We start from the raw sequence: 26,678 nt of genomic DNA on the forward strand, positions 1-26,678 counted from the left end.
CTTGCTCCGGGGAGTCGGTAGAACCGACAGTCGCAACCCACGCCCGTGGAATCCGGGTCGCTCACCGCGTGTCATCAGATGCGGTGAGCAACGGAACCACGGGCGTTTGTCGTACACGCGCCCGTTCATCACGGAGCCAACCATGCGACACACAATTGCCACCGCTCACTGGAGCGCCGAATCCCTGCCCCCGGAGGACCTTCGACGGCTCCTTCACGTGCTCTTCGACGCGACCACAGAGGCCACGAAGTGACCGCCCTCGGAACGCGGGCCGTTGCGGAGCACCGGGACGACCCCCGGATTCCGACGTTCAGAGACGACCTGAGGGCGCTCGTGAACCCCAAGACCTGGCTCGACGTTTACATCGCAACCGGGTCCTGGGCTTGTGTCCTCGGCATCCTCCTGGTGGTGCACACGTGAGCCCTCGGGAGGTGTCACTGCACAACGCCCGGAACGGCTACCCCGGCTTCGTCGTGCGCCCCGACAAAACCCCCTTCGCTGGCGAGACCGCCTGGGAATCCCGAGCGACTATCAACGAGCACGCGCTCAACCGCATGTTCGACCTCCACCCGGACGGTATTCCTGCCGTGGCCCCTGGGGTCGCACACCTCACCGTCATCGATGTCGACCGCAAACCCGGGAAACCTGACGGCCTCGTCTCACTCGCCCAGTACGACGTCGACCTGATGGCTAACGGCGCGCCCAGCTTCCCCTCAATCTCCGGGCTCGGAACGCACCACTGGTTCGCCGGGACGTCCACATCGGTGAACCACGTCCTACCCGGCGTCGACCGCAAGAGCGGCGGCGGCTATGTAGTCGTCCCCTACCTGCTGCCACCGGCCCAGACCATAACCGCAACACCGCCCCCCATCCTCCGCGGCGGGAAAGTCGGCACCCAGGCAGCCGCAGAGTCGTCCTACCGCGACGGCTCGCGAACGTGGCTGGCGGAGAACAGGACCGGTCGCACCCTCAGCCACGCCGTCGCACGCTCGGTTCGCCCGCTGATCGCGGGCGAATCGTTCGCCGGACACGAAGCAATGCTCCGGTTTCAGATTCATCTCGTGAAGCTCGCCACCGAGGGACACCCCGGGGTCCCTGAAGCACTCGAGTTCGCACGAGGCGCATGGCTCGATACCCCGCACTCATCCGCCGAGGACCCCGCCCGCGAATGGGACGTCGCCCTCGACAGAGCAATCGCTAAGTACGGAGGAACCCGACCGTGAGCCCCAAAATTCAGAGCCCCCGTCCCAGCGGCGCCCTCACCCCGCGGGAACACAGCCTCAAGCTGCCGAAGGAAGAAGACAAGCCCAGCGCCTACCGTCAGACCCTCGACTTCCTGCACTCCGCATACGAGTTCTTCCACACCCCGGACGGCGAACCGTACGCAGTGCCGCGACAAGGCGTCCGACGCCCGATCATGCTGTCGGAGAAAGGCGAGGGTGGGCTGAAAGGACAAGCCCAGTACGACTACGAACGCCGCACCGGCAAACCCGTCAACAGCGCCGCCCTCACCCAAGCGCTCATCTCGCTCTACCAGGTCGCACTGCGGGAGGCGGAGGAAGTCCGGCTGCACCTACGAGCCGCACGTCCGACACCAGGCACCGTGGTGCTCGACCTAGCCCAGCCCGGCAACACCCTGTGCGTGGTCGTGACCGGCGACGGATGGCGAATCGAAGACACACCGCCGGCCGGAGTCGCCTTCCGCCTCGCGAACAGCACCCGCCCGCTCCCCGTCCCCGTGGCCGGGGGCCAGCCGGACGTCCTCCGTGGACTGCTCGGATGGTCCGCAACCGACGCTCGCTGGATGCTTACCCGCGGTTGGCTCGCCGCCGCGCTCCTGCCCGACATCGCGAGGCCCGTGCTCTTCTTCCACGGTCGCGCCGGGTCCTCGAAAACCACCAAAGCCGTAACCGTGGTCTCGGTGCTCGACCCCCGGGACGAGCTCGGCTCTTCGTTCGGAAAGAACGAACGCGACGAAGTGGCCATGGCATCCAACCGGTACCTCGTCGGGTTCGACAACGTGTCCCGCGCCTCCGAGGAAACCTCGGACCGCCTGTCGCGACTGGTCACCGGGACGAGCGACGAACGCCGCACCCTCTACAGCGACAACGACCAGTTCATCGTGTCGTTCCGTCGCACCGGTGTCATCACTGGCCTCTCGGTCCCGAACTTCAAAGCGGACGCCCTCGAGCGACTGATCCAAATTCAATGCGACACCATCCCGGCCACGCAACGGAGGTCGGAGAAGGCGATCGCCGAGGAGCGTGTTGCGAAGCACCCGTCGACCCTCGGAGCGGTACTGACCGACCTGTCCACGATCCTTCGCAACCTCCCGGCGAGCGAGGCTCGAAAAGGCGGGAAACCGCGAATGGCAGACTTCGCCGACGCACTCCACGCACTCGACCCAGCAGTCGAGGCAGCGTTCGTCCGGGCGGCGTCTGACGCGATGGTGGAGGCTGCCGAGTCGGATCCGTTCGTCATGACAATCCAACGCTGGCTGGCCCAAGAGACCCTCCCGGCGAAATACAGCGCCACCGAAGCCCACGCGAGGGCAGCGCGCCACCGCGACGAACAAGACCGCGACCTGCACGTCTGGTGGCCAAAAGACGGCAGAGCGTTCGCCGGGGCGCTCACCCGCCAGGCGGGCCCCCTCGAAGCTGTCGGCATCCGCGCAACAAGCTCCCGCACCGGCCGTTCCCGCGCCTGGGTGTTCGACAGCACGATCAACCCCCAAACGGACGACGGCGAGCTGATCGGCAAAGAGGAGGAGGCCTGGTGAACGCCAAGAACGCACCCGCGACCCACGTCACGCACCTCACTTCAATCCGTGGTGACGCGAGTGACGCGAAACGCGGGGTGACGCGGATGGTGACGCGAAACGCCTCCATGGTGACGCGAAACGAGCTCGCGTCACCTCTCGCGTCACCACCTCCGGCCCGTCATGACGCGGTGGAACCGTTTCCAGTGACGCGAATGACGCGAAACGCGGGGATTCCCTACCCCCTCCATTCGATAAGAGGGGAAGGAAACCCGCGAGAGGGCACCCCCCAGAGAGGTCCCGCGTCTCACGTCACCCGCGTCACCACCCTCCCCGGCACCCACGGAGCAGACAAACCCTCCACTGTTTGGCGCTGTTTCGCGCGCGAAGGAGGTGCCGCATGACCGGCTCGACGTTCGCCCTTCCCGAGTGGCTCGCTTCGCACACGAAGGAGGTGCGTGGCTGGTCGGCGGTGCGAGGCCCGAACCCGCGTTGCCAGGTCGGCGTGTGCGACCGGACGGTGCATTCGCTGGGCCTGTGCTCGAGGCACTACGACCGGTTCCGTCGCGTCGCGGCTTCCGCCGGTCTGAGTTTGGCCGCGTGGATCCCGTCTCACGGCCGAGAGGTCACCGCGGCGGCTGCGGCTGCGTCCTCGGGGAGCAGTTGTTGGGTCGAGAACTGCGAGCGAGATGCGAACCGAAACGGGCTCTGCAAGGCGCACTACAAGCTGGCCCGCTCGCGGTTCCGACCCAAATCGGCAGGGGTCGTCCTGTCATCCGACGCAGTACCAACCACCACAACGACCAAGGAGGTCGACTGAAATGAGCGAGAACCACAACTACGCAGCACAGCTCGCCACGGACACGAAGGACGCCAAACGCGCGCCGGAGGTGGCCGCGTGGCTTCGGCTCGGGCCGCGCTACCTGCAGGAACTCGTGGAGTTCCGGCGCGAACGTCTGCTCGGGCAGGGCTACCCCGAGGAGCACGTCGAAGCTCGCGCCGCCGAGTCGGTACTCCACGACCTCGGGCGGATCGGAGGCCAGGGCGGTGCCGTGCGGTTCGACGGGTCACAGTTCTACCTGGACGAGGCCCGCCGCGCCCAGATCGACGCTTGGGTGCGTGAGGATGCCGAGCGCGTGCCGCTTGCGCCCGGTGCCGACGAGGACGACCTGTGAGCAGCGAGTCCGATCCGTTCGAGCCCGTAGAGGTCGACGGGTACGCTCCGCCTCTCGGCCCCGGTGAGGAGTGGGTGATGCCGCTCGGCCGACCTAACGACCGGCTGGCAGTGATGACCGTCCCCGAAGATGCGCCTCCCGCGATCCGGGAGGGAATTGCGCGCCGACACGTACAGATCGCCGAGGGGAAATGTCCGTGCGGGGGCCCGCTGCTGTGGGCAGACGAACTGAACGAGGAACAGCTGCTCCGGCTTCTCACGCTCGGTTGGTTCCGCGACTCACCCGTCGCGCACGTGCACTTTGGCGACTGCCCCGCGGGAGACGCAGTGATGGTGCCTGCGTTAGCAGCGTGGCATGGCGAACGGCACGCGGGTGACGATGTCGACTAGAGCCCCGGTCACGAGGGCGAGGTCACTCCACCCCGAGTGCCTCATTCAGTTTCTCTACGGCGTTCTTCAGCTTGCCGTCGCGGTTCCTGGTGCCGCTCTTCGACTCGATGTAACTCGCGTCGTCGTCCATAAACCGTCTCGTCACCTCGACGGGAGCACTCTGGGCGTTTGGAGTCGTGGCCCACACGTACAGGCGACCTGTCTCCTGGGTCTCGCCATCCTTCCGTTTGGTTGTGATGAAGACCGTGGCCCCCGTCTCGAGGTTGTACCAGTAGTCGCCTACAGCTTCCCCGGGGACCCGCTCCGCGCCGGGGATGGGGTCGGTCTGTCCTTCGATGTAAAGCCACATGGGCGTCAGAGTACCCGGCCTCCCGTGGGCCTACCGGTGCGGGTGTCGGCGGCATCTGGAACGGGATCGTTTCAGCCGTGCGCGGAGCGGTCGGTCAGGTCCTCGGCGTCGTCGGCGGTCTGTGGGGTCGAGTGATGGGCTTCTTCTCCGGCGCGGGTTCCTGGCTTTACAACACCGGCCGCGACCTGATCCTCGGCCTCGGCAACGGTATTGCTTCGATGGCTCAGAACGTCATCAACTCCATCTCGAACGTGGTCAACGGGGCCATCGACTGGGCGAAGAAGACACTCGGCATCGCCTCACCGTCGAAACTGTTCCGCTCGTTCGGTGTCTTCGTCGGCGAGGGTCTCGTCCTGGGGTTGGCGTCGATGCAGGGCGCTGTGGGCGACGAGTTCCAGCGGATGGTGCAGTTCCCGGCGTCGTCGGTGGGCGCGCTGACCTTCGACTCGGTGGCTCTGAACACGTTGGTCCTGGATTCGGTGGGCGTGGTGGGCTCGGGCGGCGAGAGCGGCGGCACGACCATCAACAACACGACGAAGAACGTCACCTACGTGGCGGCGGAGAATCAGTCGCTCTCCTCCGAGGAAGCCGTGTACGCGGCTCTGGGTTCCCCGCGGGTGAGGGAATGACGGCGGCGGTTCCCGGTCGCCTCGACGGACGACCGTCGCCTACTCCGGGGGAAGCCCCGTCCGTGACCTCGTCAGGACCGACCCCCACCGGACCCGCGTCGGGGCCGTCGAGGTTACGGACGACCCCGTCCGTGCCCGAGGAGTGCCACCAGCACGGCCTGCCCGGGTGTCTGTTCTGCGTTCCGCCGGTCACCTCGACGCGCAAGGTCGCGACGGTCGGAGAGGTGGAGGCGGCGCGTGGTGTCCTCAACGATGCCCTGGGCTTCGCGCGCGAGGTCTCGGTCCCGGTGCCCTGTCTCGGCCCGGACGGTACCCGTTGGACGTCGGACGACCCTCGGGAGCAGGGGCTTGCCGCTGAGGCGTGCGCGGAGTGTCCACTACTCGCGCAGTGCGGCAACTACGCGCGGCTCGCTCGTGAACCGGCCGGGGTGTGGGGCGGTCGAGTGCACGCCGCCCGGGCGGGGCATCGCGACGCTGTGGACGTGGTGACCCTGACGGGGGCGACCCCGAAGCGCCCGCCAAGCGACGGCTCGGATTGCCTATGCGGTTGCGACGGCAGGACGCGCGGCGGTTGGTACCGCCCGGGGCACGACGTGCGCCACGTCGGAACCCTCGCCGCCGACGTGCGCGCCGGACGGGTGCCCCTCGACCAAGCGTCGAGAGCGCTCGCACACAGCCCGCGCCTGGGGGCGAGGCTCGTTCAGCAACTGGGACGAACTACCCGACGTGGTTGATTGTGTGGCGTTTCCCGGCCTGTTTTTCTGGTTGATGAACACAAATACCCGATCAGAGGCAGATAAACCTCGAAAGGTTCAAGATATGATCAATCGCCGTCAGGGAGCGTCTTGATGGCCGCGTCCAACGCTCCCATGGTGAGGTTCTTTGACCCCGCAGAGCGCAAAGCGGTCGACCGCAAGCGCGCATCGAAGCACCCGCCCGCGGCCGAACCGCGATACGCGCCCTGGGTGCAGATCCTCGGACGCGCGATGACCGAATACTCACTCGACCGCTACCCCGAGGCCGCGCTCGCGAACGCCCTGGAGAACTTCGAGGAAGCCAATGAGCGGGCCGCGGATCCCACCAGCCCTGAGGACTTCGAAGAGGTTCGGGAGCGCACCTTCACGCTGATCGGGTGGGACCAGTGAGCGCCGCGAACCCGCCTCGGACCAAGCTCTGTCCCAGCTGCCGACGTAGGCAGCCGCTCGACGCGTTCGCTCTCCGCGAGAAAGGCGGCACCGCCCGCCAGGGTTGGTGCCGCGCTTGCTTCCGGGACGTGAAGCGCGCGAACCGGGCGCCCGACCTCCCCGTCAGCGACGATCCCGCCGCGCTCAGCGTCGAAGAGGTGGCTATCGCGACCCTCGTCATCGCCGCCACCACCCCACCCATCACCGGCACCCCCAGCGCCCTGGCAAACGAAGCGGTCGACACCTGGCGAGTGGTCTACCCGCTCCTGCGCACCATAGCCGCAAGCCACGGCCTCACCCTCACTCAGCCGGTCGGCTGGCCCGCCGCCTCCCAAGTGCTCGCCGAAGCGAACGCACAGATCCCCACCGAAACGGAGTCCCGCCGATGAGCAGCACGAAGGCTCTCCGAGCAGCCACCTACCGCCGTGTTTCCTCTGAGGGGCAGAAAGACAACACGTCCCTGCCGGAGCAGCGTCGCAAGACCCGAGAAGAGGTCGAACGACGTGGCTGGACCCTGGTCACCGAGTACGCCGACGAGGGCCTCTCCGGTACCGACGCCAACCGCCCCGGCTGGCGGCAGATGCTCGCCGACGCCGAAGCCGGGAAGTTCGACGTCCTGGTCGTACTCAACACCAAGCGATTCGCCCGGAAGTCGTGGCACGCCATCAAGGAGATGGAGAACCTGCTCGAACTCGGGGTGTCCCTGGTCTCCCTCCAGGAGTCGTTCGACCTCTCCACCCCCGCAGGGCGCGCGATGTTCGGGATGTCCGCGGTGTTCGCCAACCTCGACCGCGACTCCATCATTGAGAACACCGTCGCCGGACAACGGGCGCTAGCACGCGAGAACCGACTCCCCGGCGGTGAGCCCCCTTACGGCTACCGGCGGGAGGGTCAGCGACGCACCTCCGTCGTGGTCCCCGACGAGGCCGAACGCGAGGTGCTCCGACTCGGGTACGACTTGCTGGTGAAGCGACGCCTCAACGCTTACCAACTGGCGGACCGACTGAACGACGCCGGGGTGCGGCCCCGCAAGGCGGACCGCTGGTCGGCGGAGGTCGTCCGCGGTATCTGGCGCAACGCCACAAACGCCACGGGCAAAGTGATCTGGGGCGCGCCGAAGGCCAGCGAGGCGGGCGGCCAGCGCCGCCACAAGGCCAAGGTGGACCGTCAGGGGAACCCAGTGCACGGCGGCGCGGTCGAGGTCGACCTCGGCAACCCCACGTTCACCGTGGCGCAGCACCGGTCCGTCGTGCGGGCACTCGAACGCCGCATCACTGGGACCGCTGCCAAGCCCGCGGTGTCCCGGCTGCTGACGGGCCGGGTCTTCTCGACCGAGGGTCATGCCATGTACGCGGTGAACCTGCCGCGCGAGGCGTGGGAGGGTGCCTACCGGTGTTCGAAGCGACGCGCGTCCGCGGGTGACGAGCGTTGCACCTGCTCGCAGCTTCGGGCGAAGCCCATCGAGGACACGGTGTGGGCGGCTGTGGCCGAACTGCTGGGCGACCCCGCACGGCTGGAACAGGCGGCGCGCCTGTACCTTGCGCTGCCCGACGACAACTCGGACTCTGAGGCGGACGCCCGGGCGCTCGCCGGGGTGGAGGCGGAGGTCGGGAAGCTGGAGCGTGCGTTGACGCGGGCGGAGCGGGGCGTCCTGATGGCGGACACGGCCGACGACGAGCGTCGCCAGCAGGCGATGGTGTCGGAACTGAAAGGTGAACTGACCGCGGCGCGAGAACGCCTCACCGGCTACCTGGCTCTTGTGTCGTCCGCCGAGGCCCGTGGTCAGGCGTTGCAGGACGTTGCCGCGCTGGCCGAACGGGCGCGGGGCCGTCTGCAGACAATGGGTGCGGCGGAGCGCGCGGAGGTCGTGCGGATTCTCCGGGTCTCCGTTGTCGTGGGCGGTGAGATCACCGCGGGCGAGGCGCAGACGCTCGTCATCTCGGGGGTCGTGGACCCGCGCCTGTGGGTGCCGTCGTCCGGTAGCGGGTCGGAGGGCTCCGGCACGACTCCTGCCGACCGGGACGCCCAGTCAGCACCGGGCGTCGCCCCATGGTCGCGATGGCGTACTCGGCCGTCGCGGCTCCGCGGTCGTCGAGGAACAGCGCGCCGGCGCGCGCTGTCGTCAACGGCGGCAGGGCGGCCGCGGGGAGCTGCGGACGGTGGGCGTTGAGGAAGGTGGTCATGGGGACTCCTGGGGTAGAGGGTGAGGGAGAGGACATCGAGGGGGAGGTGGGAGGTCACGGAAGGGCCCCGGACCTCAGGATGCCGAGCATCATCGGGGCGACAGCGAGGAGGAGGAACGCGGGAAGCGTGCAGATCCCGAGCGGGAGCAGCAGCCGCGTCGACAACCGTGCCGCCGCGGTGCGCCCCGCTGTCCGTGCGCGCTGTCGGGCGAGCCACGCGTCGGCGCGAAGCAACTCCGCAGCGGGGACCCCGGCGCGGTCGGCGAACGCGACCGTCTGCGCAGCGTCGTCGGGCGAGCCGTCGGCGGGGTGGGAACCCAACGCGGTGTCCACCAGCGAACGCGCCCGATCGGCGGACACTCCGCCCGAGAGGGCGACCGCCCACAGTTCGGCGCGGAGTCCCGGGACCGCCGTGGGCGGACGAGCGCGGCGCGTGAGCCGTCGCGACCACGACTGGGCGATCACGAGCAGAAGGGTGCCCGATGCGAGGCAGGCGATACCCGCCGGGTCGGAGACCAGGATGCCGACGGAGTCGAACCCGAGGGCCATCCCCATCGGCACGCCCAGGACGGGCAACCACCCCAGGAGCCTGGCCGTGGCGGCGGGCTCCGCGAGTGCGACGCTCACATCGGCGACGACCTCGGTCGCGTCGCGGAGCGCTCCGCCCACCGCCCGGAGCGTGTCGGCGAGCGGCGCGCCCGTGTGGACGGCGACAGACCAGATCGCCGCGACGTCCGCCCACGACCCCTCCGCCGCAGCGAGCACGGCGCCGACGTCGTCGCCCCCGGCAGCGGCGTGTGCGGCGGCGCGGCAGACGGGGTCTCCGGTGTCGGCGAGGTGCCTCCAGGCGCTCGCCGGGGTCAGCCCGGCCGAAAGCAGGACCGCGAGGCGCATGACGGTCTCGATCGGATCCGCCGCACGGGCGCCGAGGCCGTCGCGCGCGAGGGTTCTCACGTCCACCGCTCGGGCTCGATCGTGATGCGCCCGGCGTGAACGACGGGGCGCCCCCAGCCGGTCACGCGCCGTCGCCCATCGACCCTCTCGACGTGGACGACCGCATCGATGGCGCTGACCGTCTGTCGCGCCGTCGCGACGGCATCCATCCCCGCGAGCGCTCCGAGCGCCTCGAGCCGGGCAGCGACGTCGGTGAGCCCGCTCGCGTGGAGGGTTCCCGCCCCTCCGTCGTGACCGGTGTTGAGCGCCATGAGCAGCTCCCGGAGCTCCTCGCCGCGGCATTCGCCCACGACCAGCCGGTCGGGCCGCATCCTGAGCGCCTCGCGCACCAGGCGGGTCAGCGGGATCCCGCCGGTGCCCTCGATGTTGGGCTGCCGTGCTTCGAGGGCGACGTGCTGCGGGTGCGCGGGGCGCAGCTCCGCCACCTCCTCGACCGTGATGATGCGCTGCGAGGACGGCACGTGCGACAGCAGGGCGGACAGCAGCGTCGTCTTCCCGGCCCCGGTCGCCCCCGTGATCAGCACGTTCTCACGTCGCTCCACCAGGCGCTGAAGGCGCCGACGCTGGGGAGCGGAGAGCATGCCGCCGCGCTCGAGATCCGACAGATCCGGCGCGTCCCAGCGCGGTACGCGTATCGACAGCGACGTGCCGCTCGCGGCGACCGGGGCGAGGACGGCGTGGACGCGCACCCCTCGATGGAGACGGACGTCGACGCACGGCGAGGCGTCGTCGAGGTGACGCCCGCCCAGCGCGATCAGGCGGACGGCGACATGGCGTACCTCGGTCTCGCTCGCGCGCCACGACGACACGCGTTCGGCGCCGTCGCCCCGGTCGACGAAGAGGCCCCGGTCGCCGTTGATGAAGAGATCGGTGACGGCGGGATCGTCGAGGAACGGGCGAAGGAAGGCCAACGCCGGATCCCGCCAGGCTGCGGAGGCGGGGTCGGGGTCGATCGGATGGACCGGAGCGAGCGAGGACATGCCGATGACCGTACGGACGGTGTCGGGTCCGCCGTCGGCTGCGAGGGGCTATCCGTGGACGACCGGGGGCACGAGCCCCCTGGGGAGAGGCCTTGCCGAACCGTCTCACCCTGTCTCCGCACGATCGGCGTCGGGGCGGCAGAAGAAGAGGCGGCATCCCGTCAGTGGGGGGCGAGGGATGCCGCCGTGCGGCCGGAGGAATATTGGGGGGCTCCCCCCGGACGCAAATGCCGGAAGCGATGTTCGGGCACCCCTAGATTACGCATGCCGAAAACTCCGCACCAACTCGACGCACCCATTCATAGCGATATATCACCTGTTTCGCCTAATTCCGGATGCCAACTATCGGAGGTGGCCCCGGCCGGAGGGGGTCGATAGCGTGGCGCGGGTGAAGACGCCCTGCGCTGACGCGGGCGTCACGTAACGCGAAGGAGCGCCGCGATGAGCAGCCAGATCGACCATCTCCTCTCCGAATCCCGTCGGTTCGCGCCGTCGGCCGAGTTCGCAGACAATGCCGTGGGCGATCGCGGCCTCTACGAGCGCGCGGCCGCCGACCGCGAGGGTTTCTGGGCCGAACAGGCGCGCGACCTGCATTGGCACACGCCTTTCACGCAGGTGCTGGATTGGTCCAACCCGCCGTTCGCCGAGTGGTTCGCCGATGGCGAGCTGAACGTCGCGTACAACTGCCTCGACCGTCACGTCGAGGCGGGTCACGGCGACCGCATCGCACTGCGCTGGGAGGGTGAGCCCGGCGACCAGCGCAACGTCAGCTACGCGGAACTCACCGACGAGGTGAAGCGCCTCTCGAACGTCCTCCTCGACCTCGGTATCGAGCGCGGCGACCGCGTCGCGATCTACCTGCCGATGATCCCCGAGGCCATCGCCTCGATGCTCGCCGTCGCCCGCATCGGCGCCGTGCACTCCGTCGTCTTCGGCGGCTTCTCGGCCGACAGCCTGCGCTCCCGCATCGACGACGCCGGCGCCAAGCTCGTCATCACCGCCGACGGCGGATGGCGCAAAGGCAAGGTCTCCCCTCTCAAGCCCGCGGTGGATCAAGCTCTCGCCGACCGCAACGGGTCCGGCATCCAGGAGACCGTCGAGCACGTGCTGGTGGTCAAGCGCGGCGAGAACGACGTCGAGTGGAGCGACGACCGCGACGTCTGGTGGCACGACGTCGTCCCGTCGGCGTCGGCCGAGCACGAGGCCGAGGCCTTCCCCGCCGAGACGCCGCTGTTCATCCTGTACACCTCGGGGACGACGGGGAAGCCCAAGGGCATCCTGCACACCTCGGGCGGCTATCTCACGCAGGCGGCGTTCACCAACCGCGTCGTGCACGACGTCCACCCCGAGTCCGACATCTACTGGTGCACGGCGGACATCGGCTGGATCACCGGACACACCTACGTCGCGTACGGGCCCCTCGCCAACGGGGCGACGCAGCTGTTGTACGAGGGCACCCCCGACACGCCCCACCCCGGCCGCTGGTGGGAACTCATCGAGAAGCACGGCGTGACCGTCTTCTACACCGCGCCCACGGCCATCCGCTCGTTCATGAAGATCGGCCGCGACGTACCCCAGGAGTTCGACCTGTCCTCGCTGCGCCTGCTCGGATCGGTGGGCGAGCCCATCAACCCCGAGGCGTGGGTCTGGTACCGCGAGATCATCGGTGCCGACCGGACACCGATCGTCGACACGTGGTGGCAGACCGAGACCGGCGCGATCATGATCTCGGCCCTCCCGGGGGTGACCGAGACGAAGCCCGGTTCGGCGCAGGTCCCGCTGCCCGGCATCTCGATCGCCGTCGTCGATGACAGCGGCGAACCCGTCGCCAACGGCAGCGGGGGCCTGCTCGTCGTCACGGAGCCGTGGCCCAGCATGCTCCGCGGCATCTGGGGCGACCCCGATCGCTACCGCGAGACGTACTGGGACAAGTTCGCCGACAAGGGGTACTACTTCGCCGGCGACGGCGCGCGTCTCGACGAGGACGGCGACGTCTGGCTCCTCGGGCGCGTGGACGACGTGATGAACGTCTCGGGGCACCGCCTGTCGACGGCCGAGATCGAGTCCGCCCTCGTCGGGCACGAGGGCGTGGCCGAAGCGGCCGTGGTGGGGGCGTCGGACGAGACCACGGGCCAGGCGGTCGTCGCGTTCGTGATCATCAAGAGCCGCTACCTGAAGCAGAAGCCCGTCGACGGACTCGGCGACGAGCTCCGGCGGTGGGTCGGCGAGCAGATCGGCCCCATCGCCCGCCCGCGCGACGTCTACATCGTCGGAGAGCTGCCCAAGACCCGATCGGGGAAGATCATGCGCCGCCTTCTGCGCGATGTGGCCGAAGGCCGCGAGGTCGGCGACACCACGACGCTGGCCGACACCGCGGTGATGAGCGTGATCAGCGCCCAGGTGAAATGACGCCGTCGTCGTGGGGATGCCGGCGGGCCGGACGTCCCCACGACGACGAGTGACGCGGCGTCACCGCCCGCAGACACGAAGACGGGGCCGTTCATGCGAACGGCCCCGTCTCGTCGTCATCAGATGGAGCGGCGGCGACGCAGCAGCAGGATGAAGGCACCGGCCGCGAGGACACCGGCGGCGATCAGCGCGATCGGCAGCAGAGCGGCGCCGGACATACCGGTCGTCGCGAGCGAGCCCTTACCGGACTGCCCGTTGCCGGCCGGCACGGGAACCGCGGTCGCGGTGGCCGTGGGCGTAGCGGTGGGTGCGACCGTCGGCGTGGAGGTGGCCGTCGGCGTGGCGGTCGGAGTCGGGCCACCGGTCGGGGCCGTCGTCGGCGTCGGCGTGGACGTCGGCTGAGCGGTCGGCGTGGCCGTCGGCGTCGCGGTGGGCGTCGCGGTCGGCGTGGCCGTCGGCGTCGCCGTGGGCGTTGCGGTCGGGGTGGGCGTCGGCGTCGGCGTCGGCGTCGGCGGCAGGTCGCAACCGATCACGGTGACGCGCGAGTCCCAGGCGGTGATGATGCCCGAGGTCCACTCGGGGTCCCCGCCGCGCGAGGAGGAACCGAACGCGACACCCGCGGTGGTGTCGAGATCGCTGCAGTCGTACCCGTCGAACGTCGCCCCCCAGGTCCACGTCTCACCGGGCGCGAAGCGCTTCTCGCTGAAGGTCTCGACCCACCCGTTGGTCTGGGCGACCGTCGCCGAGCCGTAAGCGGTGACGGCCGAGGTGTTCTTCGCCCAGACCGAGACCGCGACCTCGTCGGCCGTGGTGAAGTCCAGCGTGACCCGGACATCACCGGTGATGTCGGCCGCGTAGGCGGCGGGGACGGTGATCCCGGCGCCGACCGCGAGGGCGAGCGCCGTTGCGCCGGCCGCCCAGAATTTCGTCGTGTTCTTCATCTTTCCCCGTTTTCCCCTAAAGAATGTGCCCCCCACATCACGTGGAAGGCGAGCGCGGGTGCGCTTCCCCGTAAATACCCTAATCATTCGATGGGCATATTCTGAAAACCGAAATGACGCGCTAGGTTACGCTTTCGCTTCCTGGCGCTGCCGCCGGTGATCAGACGACGGTGAAGACGACTTCGACCTCGACCGGGCTGTCCAGGGGAAGGACGGGCACACCGACCGCAGAACGCGCGTGCACGCCGGCCTCACCGAAGACCTCGCCGAGGAATTCGCTCGCGCCGTTGATGACGGCCGGCTGGCCGGTGAAGTCGGGGACGGATGCCACGAAGCCGGTGAGTTTGAGCACACCGCCGAGGTTGTCGACGCCGCCGACGACCGCAGCCGCCGCCGCAATGGCATTGAGCGCGCACTGGCGCGCGTACGACCTGGCGTCCGCCGGAGTGACGAGACCGTCGGACTCGCCGACCTTGCCCGTCGCCGGGAGGGCCCCCTGCATCATCGGCAGCTGGCCCGAGGTGTACACGAGATCGCCGTGACGCTTCGCCGGGATGTAGGCGGCGACGGGGGGAACGACGGCCGGAACGTCGACGCCGAGTGCGGCGAGGCGATCGGAGACGCTCACTGCTGACCCTCGAACTGACGCGCAGCGGCCTCGGCGGCGCCGAGCCCGGTGTTGGCGGTTCCGCCGCCGGTCGGACGCTTGAGGTACGCCACGAGTCCCCCCTCGGGACCGGTCACCACCTGAACGAGCTCCCACCCCTGCTTGCCCCAGTTATTGAGGATGGCGGCGGTGTTGTGGATCAGCAGCGGAGTGGTGAGGTATTCCCACGTGGTCATTGTCGGGCTCCCGGCGATGGTTCGGCGCGCAGCGATCGCGCGCACGGACGGATGGCGTACGCGCGCGAGCGCACGCCTTCAAGGCATCGCCCAGCAACGTCGCTTAGCATCAAGCCTATGCCCGAGAACAAACGTACGGCTAGCGGTGCCCTCGGCGGCATCCTGGGCCTCGTCGGACTCAGCGCGGTCGCCGGACTCCTGGTGACCGCAGCCGTCACGCCGGCCATCGCCGTCTCCGGTGCCGCTGCCTCCAGCGCCATCACGATCTTCGACAAGATGCCGAGCTATCTGCAGCCCGATGAGCTCATGCAGCCCACGACGCTGATGGCGGGCGACCGGGTGCTGGCGAAGTTCTACGACCAGAACCGCTCCCCCGTCACCTTCGAGCAGATCGCGCCGGTCATGTACGACGCGGTCCTGTCGTCGGAAGACCCCCGCTACTACCAGCACGGCGGTGTCGACCTGATCGGCACCACGCGCGCCCTGCTGAACAACGCCGCGAGCGGTGAGACGCAGGGTGGGTCCTCGATCAGCCAGCAGTACGTCAAGAACGTGCTCGTGCAGCGCTGCGAGCGCGACGCCAAGGCCGTCGAACCCACTGACGCCGACCCCATCGGCAAGACCCGCGACGAGGCCCTCATCGAGTGCGCGTCCGCCGCCGTCCAGGCCGAGGGCGCCGAGGGCTACCAGCGCAAGCTGCAGGAGATGCGCTACGCCATCCAGCTCGAGAAGGAGTACTCGAAGGATCAGATCCTTCTGGGCTACCTCAACATCGCCAACTTCGGCGGGGTGACCTACGGCATCGACGCCGCGGCCAAGCGCTACTTCGACATCTCGGCCTCGCAGCTGAACATCGGACAGTCCGCGATCCTCGCCGGCATGGTGCAGAACCCCAACCGCTTCCGCATCGACCGGGTCGACGGCTCGATCATCGACGCCGACGGAACGGCGTACAACAAGCAGCCCGACGGCTCGATCGACGACGTCGACCAGAGCACCATCCAGGGGCTCTACACGCTGCGCGACAACGGCGAGATCACGCAGGAGCAGCTCGTCGCGGCCGCCGACGGCTACAGCGAGACCAAGGGTCGTCAGCTGTACGTGCTGAGCCGTATGGAGGCCGACGGCAAGATCACGCACGAGCAGTACGTGCAGTTCGCCGTCGAGCCCATCACCCCGAAGATCTCGGAGACCGAGCAGGGCTGCGGTTCCTCGGGCGCCCCGTACTTCTGCCAGTACGTCGTCTCGACGATCCTGAACGACCCGGCCTTCGGCGCCGAGACCGACGATCGCGTGCGCGCCCTGCGCCAGGACGGCCTGACCATCCAGACCACCCTGGACTGGCGGATGCAGGATGCCGCGCAGACCACGATGAACGAGAACACCCCTCAGAGCGTCGAGGGGATGAAGTTCGGCTCGACTGCCGTGAGCCTCGAAGCGAAGACGGGACGCGTGCTCGCCATCGCGCAGAACACCAAGTTCACACAGGATCCGGAGCTGGCGCAGTCCGACCCGTCGTACAACTCCATCGTCTTCGCCGGCGACCGCGACAACGGCGGCTCGATCGGTTTCAGCGTCGGATCGACCTTCAAGCTCTTCACGCTCGTCGACTGGCTCGAGAAGGGCCACTCGCTCAACGAGACGCTGAACGGTCGCCTGCGGCCCGTCCCGAACATGACGAACTCCTGTTCCGGGGACTGGATCAACCAGGAGAACACCACCATCAACAACTTCGCGCGCAACCAGGGCTACGTCGGGACGCCGATGATGTTCACGCGTGACTCCCTGAACACCGGCTACCTGGCCATGGCGGCGGAGCTCGACCTGTGCGACATCGCCAAGGTCGTGAAAAAGCTCGGCGTGACCAAGGGGACCGGCGAAGACATCGAGATGCAGAACGCCAACGAGGTCATCGGCAGCGACAACGTCTCGCCCATCGCCATGGCGGGCGCTTACGCGACCGTCGCCAACGGCGGCAACCAGTGCCAGCCCAAGGTCATCGACAAGGTCACGACCGCCGACGGCGAGGAGCGCCCGATCCCGGAGCGCACCTGCACCCCGGCCCTGACCCCGGAGATCGCTGCGACCACCGCCTACGCCCTCCAGGGCGTCATGGCCCGCGGCGGCACCGGTGCCACGGCGAATCCGTTCGACGGCACCGCCGTGATGGGCAAGACCGGAACCCACGAGGGCCACGAGACCTGGATGATCGAATCGTCGACCAACGCCACCACCGCGGTGTGGGTCGGCAACTGGGACGGCGACGTCGATCTGTTCGGGCAGTACTTCAACGGCACCCAGCTGAGCGACATGCGGTACGTGCTCGCGCGGGACATCCAGAGCGCCGCGAACGAGTTCTACGGTGGCGACCGGTTCCCGGACCCCGTCTCGAACCTGCTGCGCACACAGCAGCGCGACCTGCCGAACGTCGTCGGTCAGAGCATCGACAGCGCGCGCTCGACCTTGACCGGCGCCGGATTCCGGGTCACGGTGGGCGATCCCGTCGACTCCGCTTCCGGTGAAGACACCGTCGCCGCGCAGAGCCCCAACGGTGGCTCCGCCCCGGCCGGCTCGACCATCACCATCAACCCCGGCAACGGCCAGAGCGGGACGGTACCGAACGTCGACGGACAGACGGTCAACGCCGCCCGTGCGGCTCTCTCCGGCGCGGGGTACGGCAACGTCTCGATCGGGTCGTGTCAGACGGATGCCAACGCCCCGGCGGAGGGTCAGGTCGTCAGCACCAACCCGGCCGGGGGTACCGGTGCGAACAAGAACACGACGGTCGCACTGTCGGTCGTGGCGAAGGCCTGCCCGTGACGCGCCCCGTGGTGACCGCCGCCCTCGCACCCCTCGGGGTCGCGGGGGCGGCGGCTGTCGGGGCCACCATCTGGGGCGTGGGCATCGAGCGCTATCTCTTCACGGTGCGCTATCACGCGCTCCGGGTGCTGCCGAAGGGCGCAGAGCCCCTCCGTGTGCTCCACGTCTCCGACGCTCACATGGCGCCGTGGCAGCACCGTAAGCAGGAGTGGATGGCACGTCTGGCGGAGCTCTCCCCCGATCTCGTCGTCAACACCGGAGACAACCTCGGACACCGCGACGGACTCACCGGGGTCAGCACGGCCATGTCCCCTCTCCGCGGCGTACCGGGTCTGGTGGTCCACGGCTCGAACGACTACCAGGAGCCGGCTCCGCGCAACCCGTTCCGCTATTTCATCGGGCCGTCGGGGCACCTCCCGGCGCACAAGCATCTCGACGTCGACGCACTGGATCGGTTCTTCGCCGACGACCTCGGGTGGAGCATCCTCGATGACACGGCGGTCTCTTTGGAGATCAAGGGGCTGCGTGTGACCGCCTTCGGCGTGAACGACGGCCACCGCGGCTGGGACCACCCCGAGCTGATCCCGCCGGTCGTCGAGACCCTGGATGCCGCCGACGTCACGCTCGGCGTGATGCACGCACCCTACCGACGCACGCTCGACACCTTCACCGGCTTCGGCGCCGACGTGCTGCTGGCGGGTCACACGCACGGCGGACAGGTGCGCGTGCCGTTCAGCCGGAACGCGCTCGTATCCAACTGCGACATCCCGCTCGACCAGGCCCGAGGTCTCAGCGAATGGACGCACGACGGACGCACCGTGCCGTTGAACGTGAGCGCGGGCCTGGGCCATTCGATCTACGCGCCCGTGCGGTTCGGATGCCGCCCCGAGGCGACGCTCCTCACGCTGCTGCCTCGCTGAGGCGTCCTCCCCACCTGCCTGAAGGGCCGATCCATCCACGGATCGGCCCTTTTCCTCGCTGTCGCGGGTGCACTGTGGCGGACTATCGAGTCTCCTCGAACGAAGGGACACCCCGCATGCACCACCCTCCTCCGTCACCTCGACGAACTCTCGCCGCCCTCGCCGTCATCGGGGCGCTGCTCGGCGGTCTCGGGTTGGCTCCGGCCGCCCATGCCGCTGAGCGCGGCACCGGTTTCGGCACATGGGCGCCGCTGTCGCGCACGGGCTGGCACGGTTCGATGCGCGTGGGCGACGTGCACACCTACTGCATCCATCCGGGCCTCCCCGTCGCCACCGAGCCCACCGCCGACCGCGGTGTCTCGTCGGATGTCAACGGCCTGAGCGCGCAGCAGCTAGTGTCGATCAACCACCTCGTCAGCGCCTACGGCCAGACCGACGATCCCGTGCAGGCGGCCGGTGTCGGGTGGGCCGTCAAGGCGATCGTCGACCGCGACACCACCCTTCACTCGTGGGGCTACACGGGCGACAGCTTCCCGGAGGCGATCGACCACATCATGCGTCGCGCCAGCCCCGAGAACAGCGCGGCCGTGCAGGAACGGGCCGTGCGCTACCTCGCCGAGGCCGAGAGCATCGCCGTTCCACGCGTCGGAGGCACGCTCGCGCTGACGACCCGCGACGACGACCCGACCCGCGGCACCGTGATGGCCGACGTGGACCCCTCCGCCACGGGCACCCTCCACCTCGAGAACGCCGTCTTCGCCGACACCGGTCGAGGTGATCGCGCGGACGTGAGAGCCGGGCAGAATTACGACATCATCGCGCCCGCATCGTCTTCCGACGACGGGCGTCCGTACAGCGTCCGCGTGTCGGGCACCTTCTCCGTCCGCTCCGCCGCGATCCACTACTTCTCCACGCCCGGCCAGCAGGAATCGGCCGGGCCCGCGGACCCGACGACATTCTCGCTGTCGGCCGTGGACGCGTCACCCCGTCCCGTGCGTTTCTCCCCCCGCATCGAAACGACCGCCCGCATCGAAGACGGTCGTTTCCTCGATCGCGTCACCGTGTCGTCCGCCGACGGCGTCTGGCCCCGCAAAGCAGACGGTTCGTTCGTCGTGATCACCGCTACCGCGGACGTCTACCGCACGGGCGCCTATCCGGCCGAGTCGGCGGAGATCCCGTCGAACCTCGACCCCGTGATGCGACTCGACCTGCGAACGGACCCGGGCATCGGGGCCGGCGCCTACGAGGTGCTGTCGGAGCACCTGCCCGGACCGGGTGTCTACACGGCCGTGTGGCGCGTCGACCGAGCAGATCAGGATGCCGACGCCCTCGCACATCTGCCCGGTGACTACCGCTGGCAGGAGCGCTTCGCCTCCCCCGCGCAGACCGAGCAGCTCGTGCCCACACCTCCCCCGAGCGATCCCCGGCCTTCTGCCACGCCCCCGGCCGCGACGACGGCCCCGCCGGCTCCCGCGCAGTCCGCGCCCGCCGCCCCCGCTGCGCTGGCGATGACGGGGATGTCCGCGGCGTCGTTGGGCGGCGTGGGCGGGGCGGCCGCCGCGGTGATCGGGGTCGGGGCGATCGCCTGGAGTGTGGCCCGGCGTCGGTTCACTCCGCGGAGCTGACCGCCTCGGGCGCCTGATCGGGTGCGGCGACCTGGTCCTGCCGGTGGCCCCGTCGCCGCCGCGGGAGACGGGTCGGTCACGCCGATCGCTTCGCACTCGCGGCCGTCCTCGTCACCCCGCGTCGAGGACGGCCGCGAATCATCCCCTCCCCGGTGGATACGGCCTCGACGAGAGCCTGTCGAACACCCACGACGCGCCCGAGCCTCCGCTCTGGTTCGGAGCAGGGGCCGGAACAGGGTAGACTTTTCAAGTTGCTCACGGGGTGTGGCGCAGCTTGGTAGCGCGCGTCGTTCGGGACGACGAGGCCGCAGGTTCAAATCCTGTCACCCCGACCAAATTAGAAATCTCACCTCGCTCATCGAGCGAGTACGGAGATTCGGCGACAGAGCCCCCCGCGGATCGCGGGGGGCTCTCTTGCATGAACAGCCGATCCGTCGGCGTGGACCTGGACCGGTGGGCCTCAACGAGGGCGGCGCCCCCTCCCGCAGCGACCATCGCCGCGCGCATCGCGGCCGTCGACGGACGCGATACGCGCCACCTCACTCCCGGTCGCCCGGAATTCACCCGACAGGAGCGGTGACACGCCCCCCGTAGAATCATGCTGGGGCCGTCTGCGGCTCCGCCGTGTGCGCCCCGAAGGGCGTTGATCACCGCGACCCCGAGACCTCCAGGAGAATCGTGTCCGACGCCTCGCCCCGCCTCGTCGCCTTCGACCTCGACGACACCCTCGCCCCGTCGAAGTCTGCCATCGACCCCCGCATCGGCGAGCTGCTCCTCGCTCTCGCCGAGCGCGTCGAGGTCGCCATCATCTCGGGCGGGCAGCTGCAGCAGTTCCGGACGCAGGTCGTCGAGCGCCTGCCGCAGGCCGCATCCACGCTGCTCGCGCACTTCCACCTCATGCCCACCTGTGGCACGCAGTACTACCGCCTGAACACCGAGGGCATCGAGACGGTCTACTCCCACTCCCTCACCGACGACGAGAAGCAGCGCGCACTGTCGGCCGTCCGTGAAGAAGCCGAGCGACTGGGCCTCTGGGAGGCCGAGCCGTGGGGCGACATCCTCGAAGACCGCGGCTCGCAGATCACCTTCTCGGCCCTGGGGCAGTCCGCGCCTCTCGAGGCGAAGATGGCGTGGGACCCCGCGGGCGAGAAGAAGAACAGTCTGCGTGAGGCGGTGGCGGCCCGCATCCCCGACCTCGAGGTGCGCTCGGGTGGCTCCACGTCGGTCGACATCACCCACCGCGGGATCGACAAGGCCTACGGCATGAACAAGCTCGTCGAGGCCACGGGGATCCCCCTCGATGACATGCTCTTCGTGGGCGACCGCCTCGACCCCGACGGCAACGACTACCCGGTGCTCGCCATGGGTGTCGAATGCCACGCCGTTCACGGCTGGGAAGACACCGCCGCGTTCCTCGAGAAGCTCCTGCCGACCCTGCCGGAGCGCGCCGAGGTCTGAGCGACGGGCGCCGCGCCCGGCGGCGTTACCGGGGTCCCGGCCGCTTCCACCAGCGCAGCGACCTCACCGTCGAGAGGACAGACGATCCTCCCCCGCCCGACCACCCCACCGCCGAGGTTCGGGGACAGTCAGCCCAGGCCGCTCCACGAGCTCGCCCCCCAGCGGCCATCGAACCCGAGGTCGGCGCGGCGACCTCAGAGGATCTGACCGATCGGCTCCCGCTTCTCTGCCTGGAAGCGGTCTTCCGTGCGGCCGTAGGCCCAGTAACCCGACAGCGACACCTGGTCACGCGCCAGCCCCCAGCGGCCGAAGACGATGTCGCGCATCGCCTTCATGCTCTCACGCTCCCCGTGCGCGAACACGTGGCCCCGCCCGTCCAACGGATGCCAGTCAGCCACCGCGTCGGCGAGAACGGGGGTCGCGCCGGCCTCGGCTGCGCCGCGATGCACCCACTCGATGCGCACCCCGGCCGGGGCCGCGAGATCGAGCTGCTCGTCGGCGGACTGCACTTCGAGGAACGCCACGCCGGCGGCATCCGCGGGCAGGGCTTCGAGAGCCGCCGCGACGGCCGGGATCGCCGACTCGTCGCCGACGAACAGGTGCCAGTCCGCAGTGGGGTCGGGCGCGTATCCACCGCCGGGCGAGGACACCACCAGGCGATCACCGACTTGCGCGCGCGCGGCCCAGGGGCCGGCCAGTCCCTCGTCTCCGTGCACGACGAAATCGATGGTGAGCTGATCGCCGTCCACCGCGCGGACCGTGTACGTGCGGGTCACGGGGAGGTCTCGGGCGGGAAGGGTCTCGCGGAGCGCAACGAGATCGTACGGCGGCTCGAGACCGAGCTCCGGCTTGGCGAAGGTGATCTTGACGTAACGATCCGTGTGCGGGCTCTCGCGGAACGCGGCGAGGTCGGCGCCGCGCGCCTGGACGCGCACGAGGTGCGGGCTCAGACGCTCGGTCGAGACGACGTGCAGGATGTGCTGGGGACGCGGCGGACGCGCGGGTCGATCTGTCACGTGGTTCTCCTCAGGCGCTGGTCACGATCGCGGAGTCGGCGGCGTGGGCACGCTCGGCGTGCGCCACCTCCGTGTAGTAGCGGGTGATGTGGGCGCGGACGGCCTCACGGGCCTCGTCGGCCTCGCCGCGCGACACCGCCTCGACGATGTGCCGGTGCTCGCGCCGCAGTCGATCCACGACCGTCGGCCACGCGTCCAGGCGGGCCGCGCCAGCCGCCGTGTACGCCTCGATGGAATTGCGGAGCCCGGCCATCATGGCCGAGACCACGGCGTTGCCCGACACTTCGGCGAGGGTCTGGTGGAAGCGCGCGTCGAGGGCGAGGAACTCCTCGGGGGTGAGGCCGTCAGCATCCATCGCCCCCAGGACGTCGTGGACCCCGGAGAGGTCGGCGCCCTGCTGCGCGAGACGCTCGGCGACGTCGCACTCGAGCACGACGCGCGTGCGCACGACATCGGCCAGGGGGAAGCCGTTCGCCGCCACCTGCAGCCGCAGGAAGGCCGCCAGGCCCCCGCGGGGGGTGGTGACGATCATGGCCCCCGCCGTGGGTCCCGAGCCCGTCGCGGTACGCACGACCCCGAGCACCTCGAGCACGCGGACGGCTTCGCGCACGCTCGACCGGCCCACGCCGAGCTGCGTCGCGAGTTCTCGTTCCGGCGCCAGCCGGTCGCCGGCCACGAGACGCCCGTCGCGCAGATCGCTCTCGATGCGCTCGAGGACGACCTGCCACGCGCGCAGTGCGGTGCTGGTCATGGCATCCCCTGTTCGACCGGTCGTGTTGCGTGACCGGACCACACCACCCTACGCGCGGATGATCAGGCGTCGGCGGTCGTGACGTACCCGGCGGGGTTGGTGGTCTGCCAGTTCCAGTAATCGCGGCACGCGTCGTCGATCGACAGGCGCGTACGCCACCCCAGCAGCTCACCGGCCTTCGTCGGGTCGCAGTACGTGGCCGCGACGTCACCGGGGCGGCGGTCGAGGATCTTCTTCGGCAGGTCATGACCCACCGCCTTCTCGAACGACGCCACGAGCTCCAGCACGCTCACCGGGCGACCTGTGCCGAGGTTGAACACCTGGTGCCCGGGCTGAGCCTGCTCGAGGGCCGCGACGTGCCCCTCGGCGAGGTCGACGACGTGGATGTAGTCGCGCAGGCCCGTGCCGTCGGGGGTGTCGTAGTCGTCGCCGAAGACGCCGATCTCGTCGAGCGTGCCGATCGCGACGCGCGAGACGTACGGCATCAGGTTGTTCGGAATGCCGGCGGGGTCTTCACCGATGAGGCCCGACGGGTGAGCACCCACCGGGTTGAAGTAGCGCAGCACCGTGACGTTCAGCTCGGGGTTCACCCGCGCCACGTCGGCCAGCACGACCTCGTTCATGCGCTTGGACTTGCTGTACGCGTTGGACAGGTCGACGCTCGTGGTCGACTCCTCGGTGAACGGCAGGTCGGCCGGGTCGGAGTACACGGTTCCGGTGCTGGAGAACACGAACGAGCGGATACCGTGCGCGAGACCCACGCGCAGCAGCGCGAACGTGGTGTCGAGATTGTTGGAGTAGTAGGCCAGCGGCTTCTGCGTCGACTCGCCGACGGCCTTGAACGCCGCGAGGTGGATGATCGCGTCGATCGGGCCGTGCTCCTCGAACGCGGCGGTGACGACGGCGTCATCGGCGGCGTCTCCGACGACCAGGGGCGCGGGCTTGCCGGTGATCTGCTCCACCCTCTCGGCGGCGACGGCGTGCGTCCCGGACAGGTCGTCGAGGAGGACGACATCGTGACCGGCCTCGAGAAGAGCCACGGCCGTGTGAGTTCCGATGTAACCGGCACCGCCGGCCAGGAGTACGCGCATGCCCCCAGGCTATCGGTCCCCGGCGGCATACCCCGCGGCCGACTCCTCCGCCTCGGGGGCCACCGTGTCAGCGTCCGTCGAGCCGTCCTCCGGATTCACGGAGGTAGCAGACGGCGCACATGGATTCGTACGTGACCTCGCCCTGAATCTGCCCCTCGTCGATCGCGACCTGGTCTCCGTCGAAGACGAAACGACCGCCGACCAGACGAGCGTTGAAGATCGCCTTGCGGCCGCAGCGACAGATGGTCTTGAGCTCCTCGAGGCTGTGGGCGATCTCGAGCAGGCGCGCGGACCCGGGGAAGGCCTCGGTGCGGAAGTCAGTGCGGATGCCGTAGGCGAGCACCGGGATGCCATCGAGCACCGCCACGCGCAGCAGATCGTCGACCTGCGCCGGCGTGAAGAACTGCGCCTCGTCGACCAGCAGACAGGCGACGGGCGCGGGTCCCGCCGCGGCATGGAACACCGCCCGCAGGTCGTCATCGGCCCGAACGAGGAAGTCGACCGCCCGGGACACGCCCAGGCGGCTCTCGATCTGGCCGGCACCCTTGGTGTCGATCTCGGGCTTCGCGAGCAGCACGCGCTGGCCGCGCTCCTCGTAGTTGTACGCCGCCTGCAGCAGGGCCGTGGACTTGCCCGAGTTCATCGCCCCGTAGCGGAAGTACAGCTTCGCCACGCGCGGCTCAGGGGTTGATCGCGAGCGCGCGAGCAGTGGCATCCAACTCTTTGCGAGCCATCTCGGGCCGCGTGTTGAGCGTCTCACCGTAGCTGGGGATGAGGTCGCGAAGACGCGGCTCCCACGCGGGCATGCGCTCGGGGAAGCAGGTCTTGATCAGTCCGAGCATGATCGAGACGGCGGTGGACGCGCCCGGGGAGGCACCGAGGAGACCGGCGATCGAACGGTCCTCCGACGTGATGACCTCCGTGCCGAACTGCAGCACGCCGCCCTTGTCCTTATCGCGCTTCATCACCTGAGCGCGCTGACCGGCGTCGAGCAGTTCCCAGTCCTCGTCCTTGGCCGTGGGCATGAAGTCGCGCAGGCTGTCGACCTTCTTCGCGTGGGTCTTCAGGAGTTCGCCGACGAGGTACTTGATGAGGCTGGGGTTGTCGATCGCGACCTTGAGCATGGGCCCGATGTTGTGCGGGCGCACCTGCGTGACGATGTCGAGCATCGAGCCGTTCTTCAAGAACTTGGGGCTGAAGGTGGCGAAGGGACCGAAGAGCAGCGCGGACTCGCCGTCGACGACGCGGGTGTCCAGGTGGGGCACCGACATGGGCGGCGCGCCGACCGAGGCCTGCGAGTAGACCTTCGCGCGGTGCTGGGACACGATGTCGGGGTTCGAGGTCTTCAGCCACTGCCCGCCGATGGGGAAGACACCGTATCCCTTGATCTCGGGGATGCCGGAACGCTGGAGGAGTTTGAGAGCCCACCCGCCCGCACCGACGAACACGAACTTCGCGTTGATCGAGCCGGGGGTACCACCGATCACGTGGCGGTAGGAGACCTCCCAGGTGCCGTCCTTCTGCTTCTTCAGCTTCTTGACGTCGTGGTTGGTGACGACCTCGACGCCCTTCTCGCGCAGGTTCGCGAAGAGCTGCCGCGTGAGCGAGCCGAAGTCGACGTCGGTGCCGGCGGGGACGCGCGTGGCCGCGAAGGGCTCCCCCTTGCGCCGCTTCTGCATGAGCAGCGGCGCCCACTGGTTGATGACGCGCGAGTCCTCGCTGTACTCGATCCCCTCGAACAGCGGCTGCTGCCTGAGCACCTCGTAGCGCTTACGGAGGAAGGCGACGTCTTTCTCACCGCGGACGAAGGTCATGTGAGGCGTGGCGTTGATGAACGTCGACGGCTCGTCGAGCACCCCCTCGGCGACGAGCGAGGCCCACAGCTGCCGGCTCTGCTGGAACTGCTCGTTGATCGTGACCGCCTTGGCCGGGTCGATCGAGCCGTCCTTGCCTTCGGGCGTGTAGTTGAGCTCGCACAGCGCGGCGTGACCGGTGCCGGCGTTGTTCCAGGCGTTCGAGCTCTCCTGCGCGACATCGCTCAAGCGCTCCAGGACCGCGATCTTCAGATCGGGCTGGAGATCCTTCAGCAGCGTGCCGAGAGTGGCGGACATGATGCCGCCACCGATGAGGAGAACATCGACGTTTTCAGTCACTCGATGATTCTAGGTGCGAGCCGTGAGGTGTCTCGACATCGAGAGATCGG

At 69.1% G+C, this 26,678-nt stretch carries 24 protein-coding genes and 1 tRNA gene; 14 read left to right on the forward strand and 11 right to left on the reverse strand.

The genetic code is table 11. From position 1 onward, the window contains the following. The first annotated feature begins 431 nt into the window (after nucleotides 1-431). The 3 genes from ACTJJP_RS07320 (at nucleotide 432) to ACTJJP_RS07330 (ending at nucleotide 3,933) form a co-directional block, all read left to right on the forward strand. A complete protein-coding gene (locus ACTJJP_RS07320) occupies nucleotides 432-1,223 on the forward strand; it encodes a bifunctional DNA primase/polymerase (RefSeq protein ID WP_440774361.1) in 792 nt (263 codons plus the stop codon). Beyond that, nucleotides 1,220-2,779: a hypothetical protein gene (locus tag ACTJJP_RS07325; protein ID WP_440774362.1), complete on the forward strand. Its 1,560-nt coding sequence runs from the start codon at nucleotides 1,220-1,222 to the stop codon at nucleotides 2,777-2,779. Before ACTJJP_RS07320 ends, ACTJJP_RS07325 begins: the two co-directional genes overlap by 4 nt. A gap of 800 nt (nucleotides 2,780-3,579) precedes the next feature. Next, nucleotides 3,580-3,933, forward strand: a complete 354-nt coding sequence (locus ACTJJP_RS07330; RefSeq protein ID WP_440774363.1) for a hypothetical protein — start codon at nucleotides 3,580-3,582, stop codon at nucleotides 3,931-3,933. 411 nt (nucleotides 3,934-4,344) lie between these two features. Here ACTJJP_RS07330 and ACTJJP_RS07335 read toward each other — a convergent pair whose 3' ends face one another. Further along, entirely contained in the window at nucleotides 4,345-4,671 is a 327-nt protein-coding gene (locus tag ACTJJP_RS07335) for a hypothetical protein (RefSeq protein ID WP_440774364.1), read from the reverse strand. A gap of 77 nt (nucleotides 4,672-4,748) precedes the next feature. Here ACTJJP_RS07335 and ACTJJP_RS07340 point away from each other — a divergent pair, with 77 nt between their 5' ends. From ACTJJP_RS07340 to ACTJJP_RS07360, 5 genes are all read left to right on the forward strand, one after another. Further along, nucleotides 4,749-5,300 (forward strand): hypothetical protein, encoded by a 552-nt coding sequence (locus tag ACTJJP_RS07340; protein ID WP_440774365.1) that lies wholly within the window; start codon nucleotides 4,749-4,751, stop codon nucleotides 5,298-5,300. Continuing rightward, nucleotides 5,297-6,034 (forward strand): WhiB family transcriptional regulator, encoded by a 738-nt coding sequence (locus ACTJJP_RS07345; protein ID WP_440774366.1) that lies wholly within the window; start codon nucleotides 5,297-5,299, stop codon nucleotides 6,032-6,034. The genes ACTJJP_RS07340 and ACTJJP_RS07345 overlap by 4 nt, the downstream gene beginning before the upstream one ends. Nucleotides 6,035-6,286: 252 nt before the next feature. Then, nucleotides 6,287-6,445: a hypothetical protein gene (locus ACTJJP_RS07350; RefSeq protein ID WP_440774367.1), complete on the forward strand. Its 159-nt coding sequence runs from the start codon at nucleotides 6,287-6,289 to the stop codon at nucleotides 6,443-6,445. 128 nt (nucleotides 6,446-6,573) lie between these two features. Next, nucleotides 6,574-6,873, forward strand: a complete 300-nt coding sequence (locus ACTJJP_RS07355) for a hypothetical protein (protein WP_440774368.1) — start codon at nucleotides 6,574-6,576, stop codon at nucleotides 6,871-6,873. Next, entirely contained in the window at nucleotides 6,870-8,654 is a 1,785-nt protein-coding gene (locus tag ACTJJP_RS07360; protein WP_440774369.1) for a recombinase family protein, read from the forward strand. Before ACTJJP_RS07355 ends, ACTJJP_RS07360 begins: the two co-directional genes overlap by 4 nt. A 67-nt stretch (nucleotides 8,655-8,721) precedes the next feature. Here ACTJJP_RS07360 and ACTJJP_RS07365 read toward each other — a convergent pair whose 3' ends face one another. Further along, nucleotides 8,722-9,621, reverse strand: coding sequence for a type II secretion system F family protein (locus tag ACTJJP_RS07365; RefSeq protein ID WP_440774370.1), 900 nt, complete (start codon nucleotides 9,619-9,621; stop codon nucleotides 8,722-8,724). Continuing rightward, complete coding sequence (locus tag ACTJJP_RS07370; protein ID WP_440774371.1) at nucleotides 9,618-10,601, reverse strand: TadA family conjugal transfer-associated ATPase; 984 nt, start codon at nucleotides 10,599-10,601, stop codon at nucleotides 9,618-9,620. Before ACTJJP_RS07370 ends, ACTJJP_RS07365 begins: the two co-directional genes overlap by 4 nt. Nucleotides 10,602-11,042: 441 nt before the next feature. On the opposite strand from ACTJJP_RS07370, the gene acs reads away from it, so the two are divergent. Beyond that, on the forward strand, nucleotides 11,043-13,010 hold the full coding sequence (gene acs / locus ACTJJP_RS07375; RefSeq protein ID WP_440774372.1) for an acetate--CoA ligase: 1,968 nt from the start codon (nucleotides 11,043-11,045) through the stop codon (nucleotides 13,008-13,010). Nucleotides 13,011-13,129: 119 nt separating this feature from the next. Here the strand turns inward: acs and ACTJJP_RS07380 are convergent, their stop codons facing one another. From ACTJJP_RS07380 to ACTJJP_RS07390, 3 genes are all read right to left on the reverse strand, one after another. Then, nucleotides 13,130-13,951, reverse strand: a complete 822-nt coding sequence (locus ACTJJP_RS07380; RefSeq protein WP_440774373.1) for a hypothetical protein — start codon at nucleotides 13,949-13,951, stop codon at nucleotides 13,130-13,132. A gap of 160 nt (nucleotides 13,952-14,111) precedes the next feature. Further along, nucleotides 14,112-14,579, reverse strand: a complete 468-nt coding sequence (locus ACTJJP_RS07385) for a RidA family protein (RefSeq protein ID WP_440774374.1) — start codon at nucleotides 14,577-14,579, stop codon at nucleotides 14,112-14,114. Then, on the reverse strand, nucleotides 14,576-14,794 hold the full coding sequence (locus ACTJJP_RS07390; protein WP_440774375.1) for a hypothetical protein: 219 nt from the start codon (nucleotides 14,792-14,794) through the stop codon (nucleotides 14,576-14,578). The genes ACTJJP_RS07385 and ACTJJP_RS07390 overlap by 4 nt, the downstream gene beginning before the upstream one ends. A gap of 117 nt (nucleotides 14,795-14,911) precedes the next feature. Between ACTJJP_RS07390 and ACTJJP_RS07395 the strand changes: the two genes are divergently transcribed. The 5 genes from ACTJJP_RS07395 (at nucleotide 14,912) to ACTJJP_RS07415 (ending at nucleotide 21,617) form a co-directional block, all read left to right on the forward strand. Continuing rightward, nucleotides 14,912-17,614, forward strand: coding sequence for a transglycosylase domain-containing protein (locus ACTJJP_RS07395; protein WP_440774376.1), 2,703 nt, complete (start codon nucleotides 14,912-14,914; stop codon nucleotides 17,612-17,614). After that, nucleotides 17,611-18,534: a metallophosphoesterase gene (locus tag ACTJJP_RS07400; RefSeq protein ID WP_440774377.1), complete on the forward strand. Its 924-nt coding sequence runs from the start codon at nucleotides 17,611-17,613 to the stop codon at nucleotides 18,532-18,534. The genes ACTJJP_RS07395 and ACTJJP_RS07400 overlap by 4 nt, the downstream gene beginning before the upstream one ends. Before the next feature lie 116 nt (nucleotides 18,535-18,650). Continuing rightward, nucleotides 18,651-20,159: a hypothetical protein gene (locus ACTJJP_RS07405; RefSeq protein ID WP_440774378.1), complete on the forward strand. Its 1,509-nt coding sequence runs from the start codon at nucleotides 18,651-18,653 to the stop codon at nucleotides 20,157-20,159. Between the two features lie 258 nt (nucleotides 20,160-20,417). Continuing rightward, a tRNA-Pro gene (locus tag ACTJJP_RS07410) sits at nucleotides 20,418-20,494 on the forward strand. A 343-nt stretch (nucleotides 20,495-20,837) separates the two neighbouring features. Further along, a complete protein-coding gene (locus ACTJJP_RS07415) occupies nucleotides 20,838-21,617 on the forward strand; it encodes an HAD-IIB family hydrolase (protein ID WP_440774379.1) in 780 nt (259 codons plus the stop codon). Nucleotides 21,618-21,811: 194 nt separating this feature from the next. Here the strand turns inward: ACTJJP_RS07415 and ACTJJP_RS07420 are convergent, their stop codons facing one another. The 5 genes from ACTJJP_RS07420 to ACTJJP_RS07440 form a co-directional block, all read right to left on the reverse strand. Continuing rightward, the gene (locus tag ACTJJP_RS07420; protein ID WP_440774380.1) at nucleotides 21,812-22,633 is read right to left on the reverse strand and encodes a siderophore-interacting protein; all 822 of its coding nucleotides are present in this window, start codon (nucleotides 22,631-22,633) and stop codon (nucleotides 21,812-21,814) included. A 10-nt stretch (nucleotides 22,634-22,643) separates the two neighbouring features. Then, a complete protein-coding gene (locus ACTJJP_RS07425) occupies nucleotides 22,644-23,384 on the reverse strand; it encodes a FadR/GntR family transcriptional regulator (RefSeq protein ID WP_440774381.1) in 741 nt (246 codons plus the stop codon). Nucleotides 23,385-23,446: 62 nt separating this feature from the next. Next, nucleotides 23,447-24,475 (reverse strand): UDP-glucose 4-epimerase GalE, encoded by a 1,029-nt coding sequence (galE, locus tag ACTJJP_RS07430; RefSeq protein ID WP_440774382.1) that lies wholly within the window; start codon nucleotides 24,473-24,475, stop codon nucleotides 23,447-23,449. A 67-nt stretch (nucleotides 24,476-24,542) separates the two neighbouring features. Further along, entirely contained in the window at nucleotides 24,543-25,148 is a 606-nt protein-coding gene (locus ACTJJP_RS07435; RefSeq protein WP_440774708.1) for a thymidine kinase, read from the reverse strand. Between the two features lie 7 nt (nucleotides 25,149-25,155). After that, the gene (locus ACTJJP_RS07440) at nucleotides 25,156-26,628 is read right to left on the reverse strand and encodes a malate:quinone oxidoreductase (RefSeq protein WP_440774383.1); all 1,473 of its coding nucleotides are present in this window, start codon (nucleotides 26,626-26,628) and stop codon (nucleotides 25,156-25,158) included. Nucleotides 26,629-26,678 lie beyond the last annotated feature (50 nt).

Origin of the sequence: Microbacterium sp. 22296, from assembly GCF_052045385.1 — a bacterium.
Taxonomy (GTDB): Bacteria; Actinomycetota; Actinomycetes; order Actinomycetales; family Microbacteriaceae; genus Microbacterium.